Here is an 18,264-nt window from a genome sequence, read left to right as displayed (position 1 = left end):
TGGCCATCGGCCGTCACTGTCCACCATGTCCGAAGAGGTAATGCGCCGTGCACAAGCAGATCGAGATCACGCAGCCCGCCACGGGCTACTGGCACGCGACGTTCCATAATCCGCCGATCAACCTGATCGACCTGGACACCATCGACGAGCTTTCGCGCCTGGTCGCCACCTTGGAGCAGGACGTCGACGTGAAGGTGATTGTGTTCCACAGCCTCGATCCGGATTTCTTCCTCGCCCATTACGACGTATTGAGCGATCGCGAGCGTTCAGCATCGATGCCCGACGGCCCGACAGGCATGCGACCCTGGCTCGACGTGCTGGCACGCATTAGCCGGGCACCAGTGGTGTCGATCGCGGCCATACGGGGGCGCGCGCGCGGCGCAGGGAGCGAATTCGCCCTCGCGTGCGACATGCGCTTCGCCAGTCGCGAGAAGGCGGTGCTGGGGCAGTTCGAGGTGGGCGTCGGTGCCGTGCCCGGAGGTAATCCGATGGCCCGCCTGGCGGGTCTAATGGGCCGCGGGCGCGCCCTGGAAGTCGTGCTCGGTGCGGACGATTTCCCCGGTGACCTCGCCGAACGATACGGCTACGTCAATCGCGCGGTACCCGACGCCGAGTTAGATACGTTCGTGGATGCATTCGCCCGCCGCATCGCGAGCTTCGACAGGCAATCGCTGGTCGAGGCGAAGCGCTTCGTCGACGAAGTCTCGCTGCCCGACGACTCGCTATTTCCGCCGGCGCTGGAACAGTTCTATCGCTCGATCGCGAGGCCCGGCACCATGACTCGCGTGACGCGACTGCTCGAGTCGGGACTCCAGACGCGTTCCGAAATGGAGTTGGAGCTCGGGCGCAACGTCGCGGCTGAAGCCCCGAAGCGTTAGACGCTCCTATGCCCGAAGCGTCCACAAGCGGCACTCCAGCATAGATCGGAAGACAATGTCGGCCGTGGACAGCCGAGGCAATTTTGCGATCACAGGGCGACGGTCCGGAAGGGGCAAGACCTGCTTATCACCGCCCTCCTCAGGCGCCGTAAGAGCACAGTTTCGCCTTACCCCGACGTCCGTATATGGACTCCTCCTCTGGCTGCAAGCATCCTGCATCCGGCGCCCTAGTCGACTGCGCACGTATATCCGGCCTCGGACTGATTGAATCGCTTAGCGATGCTGGGCCTTGATGGGCTATTCGCGTGCCGGCTCCCAATCGCTATCACGTGCTTACGCACCAGGACATTTAGGGGTTTGCCGACGCCGGTCCGACCGGTTTGCCATCTGCAGGTTGTTCGCAGGGGGATTTCCTAGTTGTCAGGCGGCAGCAAGGTCCGGTTGATAGTTGGTGCCGTGGCGCAGCATGGCCCAGGCCATGCGCGCGGTCTTGTTGGCCAAGGCCACGCAGGCCACGTTGGGATGTGACCGTTCTGCCAGTCGGCAGACCCATCTACTAAGTCGGTCCTCTTTGCCCTTAGCCGTTCGCAGCATCGCCCGCGCACCATGCACCAACAAGGACCGTAGATAGGCATCGCCGCGTTTGCTGATGCCAAGAAGGCGCTCTTTTCCACCCGAACTATGCTGACGGGGCGTCAGGCCCAACGACGCCGACAGCTGGCGGCCATTGGCAAACTGCTTGGCGTCACCCACTGCGGCCACCAATGCCGTGGCGATCATCGGCCCGACGCCACGAAGTTGTTGGAGCCGCACAGCATCCGGATCGCTTTTGGCAATGGCGCCGATGTCTGCGTCGAGTTCGGCGACGCGGTCATCCAAAGCGCGTACGTCGTGCCACAGCCCATCGAGCAGATGACGGAAACGATCGCTAAGGCCGTTATCAGCATCTTCCAGCCAGCAGGGAATCGCGCGACGCAGGGACAACAGTTCCTTGGGAGCGCCCAGTCCGTACTCCGCTACCAACCCGCGGATCTGGTTGGCCTTGGCCGTGCGCTGCTCCACCAAGCCTGCACGAATGCGGTGAGCGGCCTGAATATCCTGTTGCTCCACCGACTTCACCGACACGAAGCGCATGCTGGGTCGGCTCATTGCCTCGCATATCGCTTCCGCGTCGTTGGCGTCGTTCTTGTTGCTCTTCACATAAGGCTTCACGAACTGCGGAGCGATCAGCTTCACGCGGAATCCGCGGGCCTGCAGTTGCCGAGCCCAGTGATGGGCGCCGCCGCAGCTCTCCATTCCGATTTCGCATCCGGCCGGCGCCGCCTCTTTCACCGCCTGCAGCCAGCGGTCTCGAGACAGCCGCCTGCACCATGCTGGTCGTTCCTGGCGATCCACGCCGTGCACCTGGAACACGTTCTTGGCCAAGTCGACCCCAATGCGCATAAGCTCGTTGATGGTGGGCTCCTTCTCGCCGCGACTGTCTTCGGAAATTCAGTCTGGCACCCATCAGGTGCCAAGGTGAGGAGGAGTCCATCCCATTGCTAACGGCGAGGAGGTGGTCGGTTCCCACCGGACTCGGCCAGGATCTCACGAACCGAGCTGTGGCGCCGATCAAACAGCCGTGCGATCTGATGCAGCGACTCGCCCTGCTGCCATCGGTCCCACATCTGGGCCCTCTGGCTTTCCGTGTAACAGATCCTTGCCCGGTACTTCATCTGCAACACTCCTGCTGCTGAGGCAGTCATCAGTGTGTTGCATCGACCGGTTGAGCCCGCAACCCTTAGCGGACCTTCAAAGCGGAGGGGACCTGGATTTTCCATCCGTCGTTTTCGAACGGAACTCGCCAACAACCTCATACATGCCGGGAGCAAATGTAGCGAATGACAGGGCTTCCTCGAGAAATGGGCGTGGGGCTGGGTCTTGGCGCATGGCCTCATAGTCAGCGAGGCTGGCCCATTTAGCGTACATGGTGACCTTGCTGCCGTCTGTGCTGCGATGAAGGGTCGACGAAACGAACCCAGGCGCTTTGCTGACGATCTCGCCGGTGACCTTGGTCAATATATCGACCAATCGCTGTTGATTGGGCGGATCGACTTGGAAGACATTGATGAAGACAATCACGGCGTTTCAACCTGGGGCGAAAAGCGAATTGATCATACGAGATTTCAGCGGCTCTAGCTTTTTTTAGCCGTCGAGATACGGCGAAAGCGGAATGATCGCGACTTTGACCAACCGATTTCTCTTCGAATCGGCCTCAGCTTTCCGGCGAGACGCATAGCGTCCGGCCCCTGTCGTTGTTTGATCGGCCTGGTGCTGTCCTGGCGGCCAGGGATGTGCCCCACCCTGCAATCAGGATCGAAGTATCCGTAGGCGAGCAATGCAGTCAGAACCAGCGGGGCGAGTACAGCACCGATGCCATCCACGTGTACGAGGAAGGCGAGGCGAAGCCCGGTGGTCAGGGTGTTACGGTCCAGCTTGGTCTGCCGGAGGCCGGAGCCCCCGGTCATTTCGATGGCGCCATTTCGCGCTTGCGAGGAATCGGCCAGGTGGCGCGCCCCGCGAATACAGTTCGTTAAGAACCCGCCAGCACGTCCGCGGCGCGAAGCAGGCGCTGCACGTAGCCCTCCACGTCCTGCGAGCCGCTCCAAAGCAGATTCCCGCCGACGAGGTAGCTGGGTACGCCGGTCAACCCGGTCTCAAGTACGTCCGCCGCGAGTCCGCGCACCGTGTCAAGGCCCGAGATTGCACGTTGCACCGCTCCCTCGCGCAGGCCAACCGCATGCGCGATGCGTGCGAGCACTGCGTGATCGCCGATGTCCTGGCCCTGCTCGAAGTAAGCGACAAAGAGCGCATCGACGAGACGCTCCTGCTGCCCAGCCCCGCCCTCCTCGCTCGCAAGGCGCACCAGCGCATGGGCGGTAACGGTGTTGGACGTGCGGGTCTGCCTCCCGTAGTCGAAATTCGCACCCACGCGCTTGCCGGCTTCGACTGCGCGCGCGTCCATCGCGAGCGCGGTTTCCCAGCCGAAGCGTTTGGATCGGAACTGCTTCCGATCCATGCCATCGTCGGGCAGATCCGGATTGAGCAGGTACGGCAGCCAATCAATTTCGATGTCCACGCCCTGCGCGGCCAGACGCACCAGCGCCTGGTCGAGGCTGCGCTTCCCGATGAAGCACCAGGGGCAGATCAAGTCGATCACGACCTGCAAATGCAGCTTGCGACGCATCACTTCGCCTCCGCGGGGTCCGCCGACGCCCTGGGAAGCGCCGGTGACAACGGTGACTTTGCTGAAATTGTTCATGGGTAGGTTCCAAGATTGCGGAGGAGCGTCGGGTAATTCCGACGGAGCCCAATCTAGGTGCCGGGCGACGGCTTGCGAATCCACGTCGTCAGGCAGACATTGTTGCGCGAAACGGTGTGATCGCCCGCCTACGGGCGCAGGCGCCCGAAGGCGGCCCGTAGCCTCGGCAGGGCGAAATCGACGAATGCCCGCACCTTCGGCACGGCGAGCCGTCCCTGCGGCGAGACCAGGTGAACCGGGATGGGCTTGGGCTCGGCATGCGCGAGGATGATGCGCAACGCGTCCTGTTCGAGTTGCGGCGCGACGTGGTACGACAGTACGCGCGCGATGCCATGGCCTTCGACCACGGAAGCGATCGCGGCGTGAACGTTGTTCACCACCAGACGCGGCGTGAACGACAACGTGCGCGGGATCTGCGAGCCGTCATCGGCGGGCGTGAAGCTCCATGACTCCATGCCCATGTGCGCCGTGGTGATGATGTCGTGTTTGGTCAAGTCTGCGATTTCGTCGATGCGCGGGTGCATGGCCAGATAGCGCGGGGCGGCGACGACTACGCGGCGTACATCTCCAACGGCATGCGCAACCAGGCTGGAATCGGCCAGATGCGTGATGCGCAGCGCGAGATCCATGCCTTCGTCTATCAGGTTGACCGCGCGCTCGACCAGCTGCATCCGTACCTGCACGGTCGGATGCTCGTCCATGAAGGCATCGACGATGGGACGCAACACCTCCACGCCCGCGTACACGGTCGAAGTTATCGTCAGCGTGCCGCGCGGCACGGACCGTTCGCCCGCGGCCTGGCGTTCGGCCTCTTCGAGTTCGGCCAGAACACGGCGTGCCGCGGTGGCGTAGCGCTCACCCGCCTCGCTCAACTTGATCGAGCGCGTGGAGCGGTGCAGCAGCGGGACGCCGACACGCCCCTCCAGGAACGCGACGGCGCGGCTCACCGCCGCCGCGGAGCGCCCGGTCTTGCGGCTCGCGCCGGCGAGACTGCCCTCGTCGATCGCAGCAATGAAGGTCTTCATGGCCTCGAAGCGGTCCATCGGGTTAGCTGCCTGGACTGCTATTGCCCGCGGGTACGAACGCGAGCTCGCGCACGTTCGCGGCGTCGTGCTCGTTCAGGACTATGGTTATCGTGCTCGGATCGGCCCCGAGCGCGCGAATCGTCGCATCAACAAGGCCCGCCATCAGGCGCTGTTTCCGTTCGGGCGATAACTTCTTCGATAGATGGCACTGGATCAGCGGCATGTTCAGTGCCTCCTGAGGGTTTCGTGGACGCACTGCCGAACTCCGGGAGGTGCTTCGCGTTCTCGACGAAGTTGATGCCGGGGTTCTCATGCAGGATCAGGTGGATGTTCTCGCGCGGCTCGCCCGTGGCTTCGCTCACCACGTCGAGCAGCGCCGCCGCGAATGCCCGCTTCTGTTCGTCCGTCCGCCCGGTGCGCAGGTCGATTGTGAGGATGGCCATTGGTTCAATCCTTTAGTTCGTCTATGAGCGCGCGCATCATGCTCTCCAGCGGAAGTCGCACGATGAAGCGACTTCCAGCTCCGACGCCAGCACTGCGTGCCTCGATGTGCCCGCCATGACCCTCGATGACTTGTTTCGCAACCGCCAGTCCCACGCCAAGCCCTCGCGAACTGGTGATCGTGGGCGTATCGCCTTGCATGAACATATCGAATATGCGGGGCAGCACGTCAACGCTGATGCCGACGCCATCATCCTCGACAGTGACGACAGCTTCGTCGCGATTTCGCTCTATCGTGACGCCGATCCGACCACAGGGGCTGCAGTATTTGACGGCGTTGTCAAGCAAATTAGCGAATACCTGCATCAGTCGCAACGGATCTGCATTCACCTGGATAGGGCTTTTCGCCACCTGCAAATTGAACTCCCGTCCTCCAATATCAACTCGCTGGCAGCACGCGTTGACGGCCCCACGCAGCAAATCAGAAAGATCCACATTCTTCTTTTGCAGCGTGAACTTTCCAGACGTTACGCTCGCGACATCCACCAGATCGTCAACGATTCGCGCGATGTATCCGAGCTGCTGATCGATCAGCGGCAAGGCGTGGTCAATCTCGGCCACGCCATGACTGGCACGCCCTAGCATGCGAACGGCGCACCACGCCGCGGAAAGTGGATTGCGCAACTCATGGGCCACGATGGCGAGTTGTCTCATCTCAATTATCTCGCGTGATTCGCTTGAAACGAGCATTCGCTTCCCCTGTTGAATACAGTGACCGATTTCTGCCAATTGGAGCACGATCGGCCTCTCGCGCCTCTTGGACGAAGGTGTCGATTCCTGCCGAGATTCCGATCACGCCACTCAGGTCAACGGACGGTCGATCGCTTATGTGGGGTGTAACGCCACCTGACGCGCCTGCCCCGCTCCGGCTGTGCACGGACCTCCGTCATGCATGTTCGATTCACCCTTGACGAGTATTGGCTCGCTATCGGCGGGGCCCGAAGTGCCGGCCGTCAGGTTCCGATTGGCGAGGCCGAAGCTACGAGAACATCGAGCTGGCAGTTCGCGTCATCGCGTCGAAGGGGGATGCCCGCCGAGTGCGGCGTGCCACCGCTCGGCCGTTTCTAGTGGCTTCCATATCGGCGCTACGGGCCAGCTACTTCACGTGCCTATCCAGGAAGGACAGCATAAGCAAGGAGACCTCGTCGACCTTCTCATCGAGCGCGAAGTGTCCTGCGTCCAACAGGTGAAACTCTCCCCCCGGCAGGTCCCGTTTGTATGCGTCCGCACCCGCTGCGATGAACGATGGATCATTCTTTCCCCATATCACCAAGGCACTTGGCTGCTGCTTGCGCAGCCATGCCTGCCAGACGGGGTAGGACGCAACGTTCGTACGGTAGTCGTAGAGAAGAAGGCCTTGGATCTCCCGTTGGCCCGGCTTCGACAGGTGCGCGGACTCGTCGGTCCATGCATCCGGGTTGTACCGCTCCCGGTAAGAGGTGCCGAGCGTGTGACGCTGCTCTGTGCTCTCCCGCGAAAGGAACGCGTCAACCACTTCGGGATGGCTCTCAGGGTCTCTCCAGTACTCGCGGATGGCCGCCCATTTCGCTCCAAGACCCTCTTCGTAGGCGTTGGCATTCTGGACAACAATCGCCTGCACCCGTTGCGGTCGCGCCAGGATCACGCGGAACCCGACCGGGCCGCCATAGTCGTGCAGATAAAAGGTGCACCGATCGATTCCTTTCATCTCGAGAAAACGATCGACCGACTCCGAGAGATGGTCAAACGTGTACTCGTACGAAGAGGGAGGCGGCGAATCACTATGGCCGAAGCCAGGATAGTCCGGCGCTACCACATGATAGTAGGGCGCCAATAGCGGGATAAGGACGTCGAACTGACGGGAAGAAGAAGGAAACCCGTGCAAGAGCACAATCGTCGATGGATTCGCCTGCCCGGCCTCGCGATAGAAGATGCGGACTCCATCGACCATCATGGTCTGATAGCTGGTGGTTTCCGAACAGGACACTGGAAGGACACCGCACGACCGGCGCCATGCGGGGTGACCGCCGACCGTGCTGAGCAGACCCCTAAGGCTCATGGCGCGTGCTTGCGTGGATCGTCCGTGGCCTCGACGTATTCAATGCCAAGCGGACCATAGCCCGTAACCTGGGTAACGTACTCGCCTGACTTCGCTCGGTGAAAGTGAGGAGTGTGAGCGGGCAGCACCACAACGCTCCCAGGGGCGTAGGCGATCAGTTTTGATTCTTCGAACTTCGGTCCGAGCCCTATGTAAAAGACACCGGAGATGACCGTATAGACCCGGTCCTCGGGGTGAGTATGTGGCATCAGCCTCAGGTCAGCGGGGACCTTCACCCGCACCACGTAAGGCCCGGGACTCTTCGGGTCGCCGACCAGCACCGCCAGACGAGCCTGCGCGGGAAATGCAGCGAATGGCGCCCATTGGATACCTTCCTGCAATACAGAACCGAAGGCGTTGGAGGGCAGTCCAGCGCCCTGTGCGGAGCATGTCCCCGTGCATGCCATAAGGCCAACGGCTGCGTGCAAGATGATCATATTGTGATCCATCCGGTCGACTCCCGAATGCAGGTTCGAAGATCATTCAATCCGGTCATGCATCGCGCCGGGTTCATTGCAGCTCGGTGCATGCCGACCCGGTTGATTGCCTATGAAAGCGCTGCATCGACGATCGCTATGTCCTGTTCGACGGTGCCGCCACTTACACCTACCCCGGCGAACAACCTGCCTTCATGCTTGAGGGGCGCGCCTCCGCCCATCGCGGTGTAACGCCCACCAGCCATTGTTAGAAGCGCGAAGAGAGACTGACCTGGCTGCACGAGCGGTAGAAGATCAGCTGTGCGCACCCCAACGAGCGCCGAGGTATAGGCCTTTCGCTCCGAGATCTCCATCGAAAACGCCGGAGCGTCATTCATTCGATGTTGGAGCACAAGGTTTCCATGAATGTCCACGACGCAAACCGACACTGGAATCCTGACCTTTGCCGCCTCGGCTTCCACGCGCTCGGCCAATAACTTTGCTGTCGTGAGAATATCCATGGTTCGCCCTCTTCCAAAGTTGCAATCGAGACCTACCGCCTGTTCATGATGCTAAGCAGCGTCTGAGCGGTAATCGTGGAGGATGCAGGATTCTGACCCGTGATCAGGAGACCATCCACGACGGCGAATGGAAACCAGTTATCGGTCTTCTGATACAGCCCGCCTTGACGCTTCAGTTCATCCTCAACAAGGAAGGGTACGACCTTGGTGAGCTGCACTTCTTCCTCTTCCGTGTTGGTGAATCCCGCGACGCGCTTTCCCTTGACGATGGGCTCTCCATCGTGTGTTACGTGACGCAACACTCCGGGCGCATGACATACCGCAGCCACGGGTTTACCGCTGTCGTAGAACGCTTCTATCAACTTGATCGAAACGGGATCCTCCGCGAGATCCCACATGGGCCCGTGACCTCCCGGATAGAAGACGGTGTCGAAATCGGCCGGCGAGATGGAATCCAAACGAAGGGTGTTGGCGAGGACAGCAATTGCATCCCTGTCAGCCTTGAAGCGCGTTTGCGCCTCGGTCTGGTTGTCGGGATCGTCACTCTTGGGGTCGATCGGTGGTTGCCCCCCCTTCGGTGACACCACCGTCACAGACGCTCCCGCGTCGGTAAAGACGTAATAGGGGGAAGCAAACTCCTCCAGCCAGAATCCGGTCTTCCGCCCAGTGTCTCCGAGGGTGTCGTGCGATGTCAGAACCATAAGAATGCGCATGTTCTTCTCCATCGGTTTGGCGTCGTGGTTGGGTACTTGCATACCGCCCCTGCTCACCAGCGGATTTCTCAATCAATGTTTGGATACGCGGCACTGCGCAAGTCTTTCGAATCCGACGCTTCGTTCTGCCATGCCTCGATGGTTGTGAGAGTGCATCCATCGATCGAGCCGTGTCTATCCAGCTTTGGTATCGGTTTGAGGAACCACAGGTATTTCCGTTCCGGACGCCGTCTTCGTGGGGCACTCAACGGGCGGTATGCACCTCCTCGCGACGCCCGGCGTGAAGGGCCGCATTCGCGGCCTGGCACTGGTGGACACCGCCCCGGACAGTGGCTGGCATGCCGAGTACGTCGAGATGACCCGCAACCGTCCGCTGCCAGGATTCGACGCTTCCCTCGAAGAGTACGAGCGAAACAGATCGATCGACTGACGAAGCTGGTCATTGCGTTAGCGCAATGGAACTTCACTCTCGCGGGCCTGATTGCCGGGCGCGCACTGCTCTCGCGCATGCCGTACAACAGCGCGGCGGTCGAGTGGTCGGATGCGCACTTCGACCAAACATACGAGGCACTCTGGTGGCCCACCGGCATCCCGGTGCTGCGCCTTTGGGGCGCCAACGACCGCATCGTCAGCCAGCGAGCCTGGAGCGCCGCGGGCTTCAACTGGCCCAACGTCATGGTGCGCGAGATCCCTGGCGCGGGACACTTCCCATGGATCGAGGATCCTGCGGCCGTTCGGGAAGCATTTCGCGAGATTGCGTTGGCGGTGCTGGCGCCGCGTTGAGGGGCGCTCGCGCGCCTACTGCCGATAAGCGAGGTTTATCGGTGCTACGGGGATCGTTCGGATTTGCGGTATCTCCGGTCGCTCCCCCATGCCATGCAACGCATCCTCACCGCCGATTCCCTCCTCCGCAACCAACTACAATAGACCACGAAGACGTCTCGCGTCCGCTATCGAACGTGGCCTCGACTCGCGCAGTTCGCGCCAATCGCCGAAGCGATATCTCCAGCGGGGCGGCCACGACTCCGCTCGCGACTCCAGCCACGCCCAGGCCTCCGCCGGCATCCCCTTCACTATTTTCTTCCAGCCGAACTTTTCCGTACCAAAGAGGGGCAGTAGCTCGACCAAGTACTCATGCCTGATCGCGTCCATCGCCATCAGCATGCATGCGCGCCGCTCTGATGGCTCACCAAGTGCGCAGAAAGAGCTGAATCTCGGGTCCTCCAACAGCACTGGTCGGTTGCGACCCCCGAAACGCTGAACGCCATGTTCACCATAAAGAGTTAGCGGCACGCCGAGAAGTGCCAGGCTCGGTGCGCTGACGTTCTGCCACGAAACACACAGCAGAGTCAGGAGGTCACGCCATACGCCCTCGGAGTCGTCGTCCATGTATCGCAGCGCCTCAAGCATGCGCGCGTTGCCGATTCCCAACGCCCACACGCTCGCTTCAGCAACGAAGATCGCACGTCGGTACTGTTCGGGCACGCGTTTCCAGGCACTCATCACCGCGTCCGCGCCAATCTCGGGTCGCAGCATTAGCCGCCGTCGATTTCGCCGCTGAATGCCCGGTAGTTCCGCCCACTCCCAACCAACGGCGGGGACCTCGATCAGTGGCATGTCATGCAGCCAGCAGGTCGTTACTGTCGAATGTGCCCACATGTGGTCCCGCCATTGAGATGCAGTGCTCTCCGCTTCAGCGAGGCAAGCAAGGCAGGCATTCGTTCGCACTGGAGGCGCCAGATACCAAAAGCCACACGGATTGGCAACGGTGTCGATAACCTCCTGCGAAAGCTGAGTGACGCTAGCGACAGCCGCCGACCAACCCGGCATCGATGGTAGGTCTGGGTCAACCGCGAGAGCGACAGACGCACTCGGATTAGCCCGCTGAATTCGCGCCATCATTACGTCGCGCTTCACCGAGAAGTGGCCGCGCCACGCCGCGAGGTATGACGACAAGGTCTCTCCGAAATGAGGCGATCGAAAGTCCATACTAAGTCTCACGCAAACACGTCGTAGCCCTCTGCAATCTGCCGACACATTGCAAGCTTAGTATCGTCAAGACCTATGCACTCACGGCCGTCTCGTATCACGTCCCGGGCCGCTTCGCGTACACCGGTCACCATCTTGCCCAGGCTCCCATGCGACAGGAGCACGATAGCCTCGAGCATTTCCTGACGGTCCAATCCGGAAGGATCGCGCAATGGTAGACGTGTCTCGAGCGTGGCAAGGAAGTCGCGCGTGTCGTCATTGCATATCCACGGCTGTAGACGATGGCACCGGAAACGATCCGCCATCTGTGCATCGGCACTGATCACATTTCTAGCAGATTCTACGCCCGCGCAAAGCAACGCGACACCATGATTGGTGATATCACGAAGCGCTGTCATGCACTCTTCGGTCTTTTTTGTCGCGAGGAGATTATGGATCTCATCCAGTCCGAGCAGCACCGTGTACGCGCCGTCTAGAGCGGTGCACGTTTGCTCGTGCAGCAACGACGGCTTGTCCTCCAACGAGTGCGGAATTCCTAGTTTGGTGAGCACCCTGCCATACAGCGGTCGAATGTCGCTCATCGGCGGAAGCTCAATGCCAAAGAACGGCCACCGTTTCCTCCCGACTTCACTGGCTTCGCTTATTTCAGCTCCATACAGCCTCAGCGCTTCCTTGAGGATCATGCTCTTGCCAAAGCCAGGAGCACCGGACACGAGTATGCATTTTGGTCGGGGGCTGACGTCCATTCGGCGAAGGTCGCCTATCTCCCCCAACAGATACTCAGCCCTTGGATAGGGAATGAATCGCGGGAACAATACATAGTCAATTCGCTGTTCGTTCGACCCTTCCATAAGCGGCCACAAGCGAGAGTCAATGTGCTGATAGCTACTCACACAACACCGCCAACACTCACCTTTGGACGGCGGTTATAGTCGACCGTTACCTTCTTCGGCGGCGACGGCGGCGGATCGTGATCGCGAGGAATGTCCGCTCCCGCTTGGACTGCCGCCTGGTGCAAGCGTTCCTTACGCCGCGCCTCGCGAGTTTTCATTTTCGAAGTTCGTCGGTCGGCCGCCTGCGCGGTATTGTGGGCCACGCGCTGCGCTCGATCATACTCGTTGGGATACGCCTCCTTCTGGCGCCTACGACGAGCATCTACCTCGAACTTCGGCAAGCAGGGCTTCGACGGGTCCGCATAGGGCACGGTGATAGGATCCTTAGGATCCTTCCCTGCCTCAATGTAGATGCGACCCAGCCGCCTCGGGTCATAGTGCACCTTGTACTTGATCTTGTTCCCGACGAACGGAATTAGCTCGCTGCAATAGTAGAACTCTTTGAACAGTTGCACCCCTTTTGGTGTGACGCATCTCATCTCCCATGGCAAGAAAGAAATCAGGAATTCCTTCTGGTTTGAGACGATAGGCGGAAGACGGAGCTCCCCTCCCGTAGAATGCGCCGCTTGCCAGGCTTGGCTTGGTGACATGCCAAGCTCGTCATTGCGCTCGTAGTGAAAGCGCCCCGTAATTTCCCGCGCAAGCCAACGTTCTGCCTCCTTGATCGACATCTGGGCATAATCCGAAGGATCTCGTTCTCCACGCTGCTTCTTTGGATCGCTTCCGGTTGCACCGGGTTCCAGCGCCGCACGAGCCTGTATTTTGCCGATGCCGCGTTCGATGATGCCGCCATCTTCCTTCTTTCGACGAAGCAGAGGCTCAATTCCCCACGCTTTACACGAACCCTTGAACTGTAATCCCCTGAACTCTGCAGCCCGGTCCGTGCGGACCTTCTTGGGCAGGCCGTACATCGGCCAGCTGTCCTCCGGGAGGTCGTGCTCCATTAACCATTGCTCCTTCGGTAGCACGGCATGTGTGAAAGCGAGTGCGACTGACAGTAGCGACGGGGGGTCAATTCCGATATGGAATCCCATAAAGGCGCTCTCTCCGACATCCATGACCAGAGTCATCTGAGCCCGCCCAATGGGCACTCGGTTCTTCGAGTCCACCAAGGTGATGTCTAGCGGCGAGTGATCTATCTCTTCTAATTCAAGCGGCAGACCTCTTCGCATGGTGCCGGGGAGTGCTCTCGTCTCCTCAATCGCACGGCGCTTCCCACGCCGCCTCCTGTGTAGTAACTCGTGTCGTTGCGTAGCTATACGAGTGCGCACCGTCTGAATCGAGGGAGGAGACAGCCCTAACGGAACACAGGTGGCCTCTATATCCTCGAAAACAGATTGGATAGTGCGCGCGCCTGGCTTGCGAGCGGCTTTGCGGATTTCGCGGGAAATGATTGCTTCAACAGCACTGCTCAGACGGCTCCTTCCTTTCGGGAAGCCAGACCGGGCGCGGACTATGGCTGCTGGACAGGGAGAGACACGCAGCTTTTTCAAGTATTCGTAGATCTGCGTCTTGCCGAGCCTGGTCTTTCGCTGAAGTGTGGAGAGCTCTTCGGCACTTATCCGCCTGTCAACTAGGGGGAGAAGAAGTGCTGTCAACCTGATTGCCCTCTTGATCTCCTTATCGCCCACGCTCCGCACCTCGGGAGCTCTCTCGCTATTCAGCAGTCGAAGTTCATGGGGGTTAGCCGGCAGCTGCTCGCCGGTCACATCGTCCTGGACAACAACTCGATCGAAGGACTCAATGCGAGCAATCTTGCAAGCGCGCCCACGGTGAGCGACCGGCGTTCCCACGTCGCAGAGAAGCACTGCGCTGTGTCCGACTGTAGGCATAGCCTCGATTGCGATGTGCGGCAACCCGCCAAATCACAGGGAAGCGAGAAGCATAGCGCCAACACGACCCCTGGGAACGTCAAATAGGCGGACTAAAACGACAGACGGCCAGCGTTCGCGAGACCGCGGAACGCTGCTTAGCCATTTTCCGGTCATATTCTTGGTAAGAGTCAGCCGTAACCGGTTGATTCTTGTCCATTTCTTCGCCCTGTTCGCTCTTATTGTGAAGGCCGAGAAACGCATTGCCTACAACCTGGCGCGGCTTTTCCCTACGACCGCCCGCCCCGCTTTTGCGACACGGTAGGCAGTTCACTAGCCACAGGGGGCTATGCAGTGAACGCGGATTTTGAGGGTGATTGGTACGGATGGCGCCTGCGAGGGCGCCATCTTGTTTCCGACGACGGCCAGCGCATGACGATTGAACGCCTGCGCGGCCTCATGTGGCGCGACAAGATGGAACTACGACTCGCGGGCTACGCCAGCCGGCGAAAGGCCGAGGAAGCCCGGAAAACGGCGAATCGCAACCAGCTGGTCAAGGTCGTGGTCATCACCCTCGACGAGTACCGCAACAGCGGTCAACGTGGCGCGGCCTAACGTTGGCCAACTCCGATATCGCCATACCCGCTCATCTGCGGCGCGCTGATCGTTGCACCAGATGAAGGAGCGGCGTCTACATGTTCAAGGACTAACTCAACGTCCGCTTTCGGTTGCGGTTTCAACCGGTCGATGCAACAGCTTGTTGAAATCGTTCGGCCGGTGTTTCGTAGCCTAGCGTCTTCCGGGGCCGTCCGTTCAACTCTCTGGCCACGGCGTCAAGCTTGGCCTGCGTGATCGTGGACAGATCGAGACCCTTGGGGAAGTACTGCCGAAGCAATCCGTTGGTGTTCTCGTTTGAACCGCGCTGCCATGGATGCTGCGGATCGCAGAAGTAGACCTGGATGTCGGTCGCCATGGTGAATCGGCGATGATCAGCCATCTCCTTACCGCGGTCCCAGGTCAACGATCGATACAGTTCCTTCGGCAGGCGCCGTGCGTTGTTGATCAGCGCGTCGATGACCGTTTCGGTGTCCTTGCCGCCGACCTTCACCAGCATGACGTAGCGCGTATGCCGCTCCACCAGCGTGGCAATCTGACTGTTGCTGCTGCCAAACAACAGGTCGCCCTCCCAATGGCCCGGCACGGCCCGGTCTTCGACCGCTGCAGGGCGCTCGCGGATCGATACGGTGTCGCTGATGCGGCCGTGGTTGTCGGCCTTCTGTGTGTGGTGGCGTGAGCGGCGCATTGCTCGCGTGCGCCTCAGGTAGCCCAGAAGCTCCTGTTTTAAGGCGCCTCGGGCTTGGATGAAGAGCGTGCGGTAGATCGTCTCGTGTGACACCTGACCGCTCGCGTCGTCTGGATGGATGCGCTTGAGCCATCCGGCGATCTGCTGCGGAGACCAGCGCTGTTGAAGCTTAGCTGCGACCTGCCGCGCCAAGGCTCGATGCCGGGCCAGCTTACAAGTCTTTGGACGACGCGCCCGGTCCCAGGCGGCCTGGTCGGCCCGGTTCGCCCGGTAGCCATCAGAACCCTCGTTGCGTCGCAGTTCGCGGCTCACTGTGGACGGCGCCCGCCCCAGCGCGGCCGCGATCGAACGGATCGATTGCCCGCTCACCACGCCCCGCGAAATCTCTTCCCGCTCGGCCAAGCTCAGCGTCCGCTCAGAACGGCGGCGCTGAGGTGGCCGGATCCCACCGGACGCGGCCAGGATCCCGCGAACCGAGCTGTGGCGACGATCAAACAGCCGGGCGATTTGGTGCAGCGAATCGCCCTGTTGCCAGCGGTCCCACATCAGGGCCTTCTGGCCTTCCGTGTAACAGATCCTTGCCCGGTACTTCATCTGCAACACTCCTGCTGCCGAGGCAGCCTTCAGTGTGTTGCATCGACCGGTTGAAACCGCAGTCGGAAGCGGACATTAGCACCCGTCGAGGCGGTTGGGCATATCGCCCTTGCGTCATCTGGGGGCGGCCTGACCTTGGCCGGCTGCGATATCGCCATAGCCGCTGACCTGCGGCGCACGAATCGATGCCTGGGCGCGACAAGTTGCATCGCGGCCGCCGTTCCCGACCGGCCAGTGCCCGCAGTTCACAACAATTCACTGGAATTGATCAGTCCGCACGTCACAGCGGTAGTAACGTGCGTGCCGTGACATCGCATCAATACCCTCGGAGAAAGCTCATGCACACTCCTTCCTTCCTTTCACTCACGCTTGCCGCCCTGGCGTCAGTTGTTTCGCACGATGCGGCCGCGGCCGACATCAAGAACATCGTGATCGTTCACGGGGCATTCGCTGACAGCTCTGGCTGGCGAAATGTCACAGAGATCCTTGAGAAGCAGGGCTTCAAGGTTGCCCTCGTTCAGAATCCCATCACCTCCCTTCAAGACGATGTTGACGCGACCCATCGTGTCCTGGACATGCAAGACGGGCCCAGCATACTGGTGGGCCATAGCTACGGCGGCGTCGTCATCACCGAGGCAGGCAACCATCCCAATGTGGCTGGGCTTGTGTACGTGGCGGCGTATCAGCCCGCGAAGGGCGAAAGCCTCATCACACTTGTCACCGAGACGCCCGGTCCCAGCCGCGAAATCCGAGCGACCAAAGACGACAAATTCCTCTACCTGGATCCCGCCGCGTTCGGCCCCGATTTTGCGGCCGACGTACCCGCCGAGGACGCGGCCTTCATGGCCAAATCGCAGGTCTTGGCCTCAAAAGCGGCATTCTCCACGCCGATAAGCGATCCCGCCTGGCGGAACAAGAAGAGCTGGGCAATCGTGGCCACGAACGACCGTACGATCAGTCCAGACTTGGAACGGCGGTTGGCTAAACGCGCGGGAAGCAAGGTCGTCGAGATCCCGTCCAGTCACGCGGTGTTCCTGTCGCAGCCGGCCAAGGTCGCAGAGGTCGTCGTCACGGCCGCGCGCGAGACTGGTCGCTAGCATGGGTGCGCAACCCGCAAGGCAAGGGCTTGCGGTTTGACCTCCTCCCACGTTGCATCGACACCACCCTCCCTTCGGGGGCGCGCCATGGCATTAAAGGACATTCTTCCCGGCAAGCTGGGTTTTGGTACGGCCCCGCTCGGCAACATGTTCCGCAATATTCCGGAAGCGGAGGCGCGTGCAACCGTAGAAGCCGCGTGGGCGGACGGAATCCGCTACTTCGATACCGCTCCTTTCTACGGAGCGGGCCTTGCCGAAATCCGTCTTGGGCAGGTGCTCGACGAACGGCCGCGTGGCGAGTACGTGATCAGTACAAAGGTCGGACGCCTGATCCTCGATGAGATCGAGGACGTCACTGCCCGCGACCTCGGCGAGAAGGGCGACGTATTCAAGTACGGGCGCCCGAACCGCATTGTCAACGACTACTCGGAAGACGCGACGCTGCGATCCATCGAGGACAGCCTGAAGCGGCTGGACACGGACCATGTGGATATCGTCTGGGTGCACGACGTGGCGCAGGACTTCTACGGCGACGAGTGGCTGGGCGTCTTCGAAAGCGCGCGACATGGCGCGTTTCGTGCACTGGACCGGTTGCGGGACGAGGGCGTGATCAAGGCCTGGGGTCTCGGCGTCAATCGTGTGGAGCCGATCGAACTATTGCTCGACCTGGAAGCGCCGCGACCCGACGGGTTCCTGCTTGCGGGCCGTTACACCCTGCTGGACCACTCGCGAGCATTGCAGCGCGTGATGCCACAAGTTGCGGACCGGGGATTAGGCATCGTGGTGGGAGGCCCCTACAGTTCGGGCGCGCTCGTCGGCGGTCCCAACTTCGAGTACTCGCCCGCTACGCCTGAGATCCTTGAGCGCGTTGCCCGCATCAAGGCGATCGCGGACCGCAACGGCGTCAGCATGAAGGCCGCGGGACTCCAATTCGCACTCGCGCACCCTGCCGTGGCAGCCGTGATTCCCGGAGCCAGCAAGCCCAGCCGGTTGAACGAGGATCGTTCGGCATTGGCGGAATCCGTACCGAAGGCATTCTGGCGCGAGCTTCGTGAGGCGCGGCTGGTCGATCCCGCGGCACCACTGCCATTCGGCGCCTGACGGATTCATCCCCTGCCCCGCGCCGGCGGTAGACTCGTGACGGC

The 18,264-nt window shown here is 61.0% G+C and carries 20 protein-coding genes and 1 pseudogene; 6 read left to right on the top strand and 15 right to left on the bottom strand.

Features of this window, described 5'->3' with window-relative positions:
• Window positions 1-47: 47 nt before the first annotated feature.
• A complete protein-coding gene (locus MNR01_RS02195; RefSeq protein ID WP_241919352.1) occupies window positions 48-878 on the top strand; it encodes an enoyl-CoA hydratase/isomerase family protein in 831 nt (276 codons plus the stop codon).
• 420 nt (window positions 879-1,298) lie between these two features.
• Here the strand turns inward: MNR01_RS02195 and MNR01_RS02190 are convergent, their stop codons facing one another.
• The 11 genes and pseudogenes from MNR01_RS02190 to MNR01_RS02140 all read right to left on the bottom strand — a co-directional run bounded on the left by MNR01_RS02190 (window position 1,299) and on the right by MNR01_RS02140 (window position 9,432).
• Window positions 1,299-2,321 (bottom strand): IS110 family transposase, encoded by a 1,023-nt coding sequence (locus tag MNR01_RS02190; protein ID WP_241919351.1) that lies wholly within the window; start codon window positions 2,319-2,321, stop codon window positions 1,299-1,301.
• Window positions 2,322-2,425: 104 nt separating this feature from the next.
• A pseudogene (locus MNR01_RS02185) lies at window positions 2,426-2,593 on the bottom strand (IS30 family transposase); the annotation flags it as partial.
• Window positions 2,594-2,669: 76 nt separating this feature from the next.
• Complete coding sequence (locus MNR01_RS02180; protein WP_241919350.1) at window positions 2,670-2,999, bottom strand: antibiotic biosynthesis monooxygenase family protein; 330 nt, start codon at window positions 2,997-2,999, stop codon at window positions 2,670-2,672.
• A gap of 451 nt (window positions 3,000-3,450) precedes the next feature.
• Window positions 3,451-4,179, bottom strand: a complete 729-nt coding sequence (locus tag MNR01_RS02175) for a DsbA family oxidoreductase (RefSeq protein WP_241919349.1) — start codon at window positions 4,177-4,179, stop codon at window positions 3,451-3,453.
• A gap of 128 nt (window positions 4,180-4,307) precedes the next feature.
• Window positions 4,308-5,222, bottom strand: a complete 915-nt coding sequence (locus MNR01_RS02170; RefSeq protein WP_241919348.1) for a LysR substrate-binding domain-containing protein — start codon at window positions 5,220-5,222, stop codon at window positions 4,308-4,310.
• A 128-nt stretch (window positions 5,223-5,350) separates the two neighbouring features.
• Window positions 5,351-5,647: a tautomerase family protein gene (locus MNR01_RS02165; protein WP_241919347.1), complete on the bottom strand. Its 297-nt coding sequence runs from the start codon at window positions 5,645-5,647 to the stop codon at window positions 5,351-5,353.
• Window positions 5,648-5,651: 4 nt separating this feature from the next.
• Entirely contained in the window at window positions 5,652-6,395 is a 744-nt protein-coding gene (locus MNR01_RS02160; RefSeq protein WP_241919346.1) for a HAMP domain-containing sensor histidine kinase, read from the bottom strand.
• Window positions 6,396-6,801: 406 nt separating this feature from the next.
• Window positions 6,802-7,671: an alpha/beta hydrolase gene (locus tag MNR01_RS02155; protein ID WP_241919345.1), complete on the bottom strand. Its 870-nt coding sequence runs from the start codon at window positions 7,669-7,671 to the stop codon at window positions 6,802-6,804.
• Window positions 7,672-7,739: 68 nt separating this feature from the next.
• Window positions 7,740-8,219 carry a cupin domain-containing protein gene (locus MNR01_RS02150; RefSeq protein ID WP_241919344.1) on the bottom strand — a complete coding sequence of 160 codons (480 nt, stop codon included), beginning with the start codon at window positions 8,217-8,219 and terminating at the stop codon, window positions 7,740-7,742.
• A 110-nt stretch (window positions 8,220-8,329) separates the two neighbouring features.
• The gene (locus tag MNR01_RS02145; RefSeq protein ID WP_241919343.1) at window positions 8,330-8,719 is read right to left on the bottom strand and encodes a heme-binding protein; all 390 of its coding nucleotides are present in this window, start codon (window positions 8,717-8,719) and stop codon (window positions 8,330-8,332) included.
• Between the two features lie 32 nt (window positions 8,720-8,751).
• Window positions 8,752-9,432, bottom strand: a complete 681-nt coding sequence (locus MNR01_RS02140) for a type 1 glutamine amidotransferase domain-containing protein (protein ID WP_241920697.1) — start codon at window positions 9,430-9,432, stop codon at window positions 8,752-8,754.
• Window positions 9,433-9,688: 256 nt separating this feature from the next.
• On the opposite strand from MNR01_RS02140, the gene MNR01_RS02135 reads away from it, so the two are divergent.
• Window positions 9,689-9,862 (top strand): hypothetical protein, encoded by a 174-nt coding sequence (locus MNR01_RS02135; RefSeq protein WP_241920704.1) that lies wholly within the window; start codon window positions 9,689-9,691, stop codon window positions 9,860-9,862.
• Window positions 9,863-9,939: 77 nt separating this feature from the next.
• Window positions 9,940-10,215 carry an alpha/beta fold hydrolase gene (locus MNR01_RS02130; protein ID WP_345779024.1) on the top strand — a complete coding sequence of 92 codons (276 nt, stop codon included), beginning with the start codon at window positions 9,940-9,942 and terminating at the stop codon, window positions 10,213-10,215.
• 135 nt (window positions 10,216-10,350) lie between these two features.
• On the opposite strand, the gene MNR01_RS02125 is transcribed toward MNR01_RS02130, so the two are convergent.
• From MNR01_RS02125 to MNR01_RS02115, 3 genes are all read right to left on the bottom strand, one after another.
• Complete coding sequence (locus tag MNR01_RS02125) at window positions 10,351-11,049, bottom strand: hypothetical protein (RefSeq protein ID WP_241919342.1); 699 nt, start codon at window positions 11,047-11,049, stop codon at window positions 10,351-10,353.
• 380 nt (window positions 11,050-11,429) lie between these two features.
• Window positions 11,430-12,272, bottom strand: coding sequence for a TniB family NTP-binding protein (locus MNR01_RS02120; protein ID WP_241919341.1), 843 nt, complete (start codon window positions 12,270-12,272; stop codon window positions 11,430-11,432).
• Window positions 12,273-12,310: 38 nt separating this feature from the next.
• A complete protein-coding gene (locus MNR01_RS02115) occupies window positions 12,311-13,258 on the bottom strand; it encodes a Mu transposase C-terminal domain-containing protein (protein WP_241919340.1) in 948 nt (315 codons plus the stop codon).
• Window positions 13,259-14,479: 1,221 nt separating this feature from the next.
• Between MNR01_RS02115 and MNR01_RS02110 the strand changes: the two genes are divergently transcribed.
• Window positions 14,480-14,740, top strand: coding sequence for a DUF3653 domain-containing protein (locus MNR01_RS02110; RefSeq protein WP_345779023.1), 261 nt, complete (start codon window positions 14,480-14,482; stop codon window positions 14,738-14,740).
• Between the two features lie 121 nt (window positions 14,741-14,861).
• On the opposite strand, the gene MNR01_RS02105 is transcribed toward MNR01_RS02110, so the two are convergent.
• Window positions 14,862-16,022: an IS30 family transposase gene (locus MNR01_RS02105; protein ID WP_241918113.1), complete on the bottom strand. Its 1,161-nt coding sequence runs from the start codon at window positions 16,020-16,022 to the stop codon at window positions 14,862-14,864.
• Window positions 16,023-16,360: 338 nt separating this feature from the next.
• On the opposite strand from MNR01_RS02105, the gene MNR01_RS02100 reads away from it, so the two are divergent.
• Entirely contained in the window at window positions 16,361-17,119 is a 759-nt protein-coding gene (locus MNR01_RS02100; RefSeq protein ID WP_241919338.1) for an alpha/beta hydrolase, read from the top strand.
• Between the two features lie 87 nt (window positions 17,120-17,206).
• Window positions 17,207-18,220, top strand: a complete 1,014-nt coding sequence (locus MNR01_RS02095; protein WP_241919337.1) for an aldo/keto reductase — start codon at window positions 17,207-17,209, stop codon at window positions 18,218-18,220.
• Window positions 18,221-18,264: the final 44 nt, after the last annotated feature.

The sequence above is a fragment of the Lysobacter sp. S4-A87 genome (assembly GCF_022637455.1).
Classification (GTDB): Bacteria; Pseudomonadota; Gammaproteobacteria; order Xanthomonadales; family Xanthomonadaceae; genus Lysobacter_J.
The sequence above is the reverse complement of the archived record's forward strand: the minus strand, read 5'-3'. Positions and strand labels throughout refer to the sequence as shown.

Excerpts from the sequence above, each read along its gene's own strand:
- MNR01_RS02120 (WP_241919341.1), bottom strand. The coding sequence starts at position 12,272 with ATGGAAGGGTCGAACGAACAGCGAATTGACTATGTATTGTTCCCGCGA.
- MNR01_RS02145 (WP_241919343.1), bottom strand. The coding sequence starts at position 8,719 with ATGGATATTCTCACGACAGCAAAGTTATTGGCCGAGCGCGTGGAAGCC.
- MNR01_RS02115 (WP_241919340.1), bottom strand. The coding sequence starts at position 13,258 with ATGGAGCACGACCTCCCGGAGGACAGCTGGCCGATGTACGGCCTGCCC.
- MNR01_RS02190 (WP_241919351.1), bottom strand. The coding sequence starts at position 2,321 with ATGCGCATTGGGGTCGACTTGGCCAAGAACGTGTTCCAGGTGCACGGC.
- MNR01_RS02100 (WP_241919338.1), top strand. The coding sequence starts at position 16,361 with ATGCACACTCCTTCCTTCCTTTCACTCACGCTTGCCGCCCTGGCGTCA.
- MNR01_RS02105 (WP_241918113.1), bottom strand. The coding sequence starts at position 16,022 with ATGAAGTACCGGGCAAGGATCTGTTACACGGAAGGCCAGAAGGCCCTG.
- MNR01_RS02125 (WP_241919342.1), bottom strand. The coding sequence starts at position 11,049 with ATGCCACTGATCGAGGTCCCCGCCGTTGGTTGGGAGTGGGCGGAACTA.
- MNR01_RS02160 (WP_241919346.1), bottom strand. The coding sequence starts at position 6,395 with ATGCTCGTTTCAAGCGAATCACGCGAGATAATTGAGATGAGACAACTC.
- MNR01_RS02135 (WP_241920704.1), top strand. The coding sequence starts at position 9,689 with ATGCACCTCCTCGCGACGCCCGGCGTGAAGGGCCGCATTCGCGGCCTG.
- MNR01_RS02150 (WP_241919344.1), bottom strand. The coding sequence starts at position 8,219 with ATGATCATCTTGCACGCAGCCGTTGGCCTTATGGCATGCACGGGGACA.
- MNR01_RS02165 (WP_241919347.1), bottom strand. The coding sequence starts at position 5,647 with ATGGCCATCCTCACAATCGACCTGCGCACCGGGCGGACGGACGAACAG.
- MNR01_RS02140 (WP_241920697.1), bottom strand. The coding sequence starts at position 9,432 with ATGCGCATTCTTATGGTTCTGACATCGCACGACACCCTCGGAGACACT.
- MNR01_RS02170 (WP_241919348.1), bottom strand. The coding sequence starts at position 5,222 with ATGGACCGCTTCGAGGCCATGAAGACCTTCATTGCTGCGATCGACGAG.
- MNR01_RS02175 (WP_241919349.1), bottom strand. The coding sequence starts at position 4,179 with ATGAACAATTTCAGCAAAGTCACCGTTGTCACCGGCGCTTCCCAGGGC.
- MNR01_RS02095 (WP_241919337.1), top strand. The coding sequence starts at position 17,207 with ATGGCATTAAAGGACATTCTTCCCGGCAAGCTGGGTTTTGGTACGGCC.
- MNR01_RS02130 (WP_345779024.1), top strand. The coding sequence starts at position 9,940 with ATGCCGTACAACAGCGCGGCGGTCGAGTGGTCGGATGCGCACTTCGAC.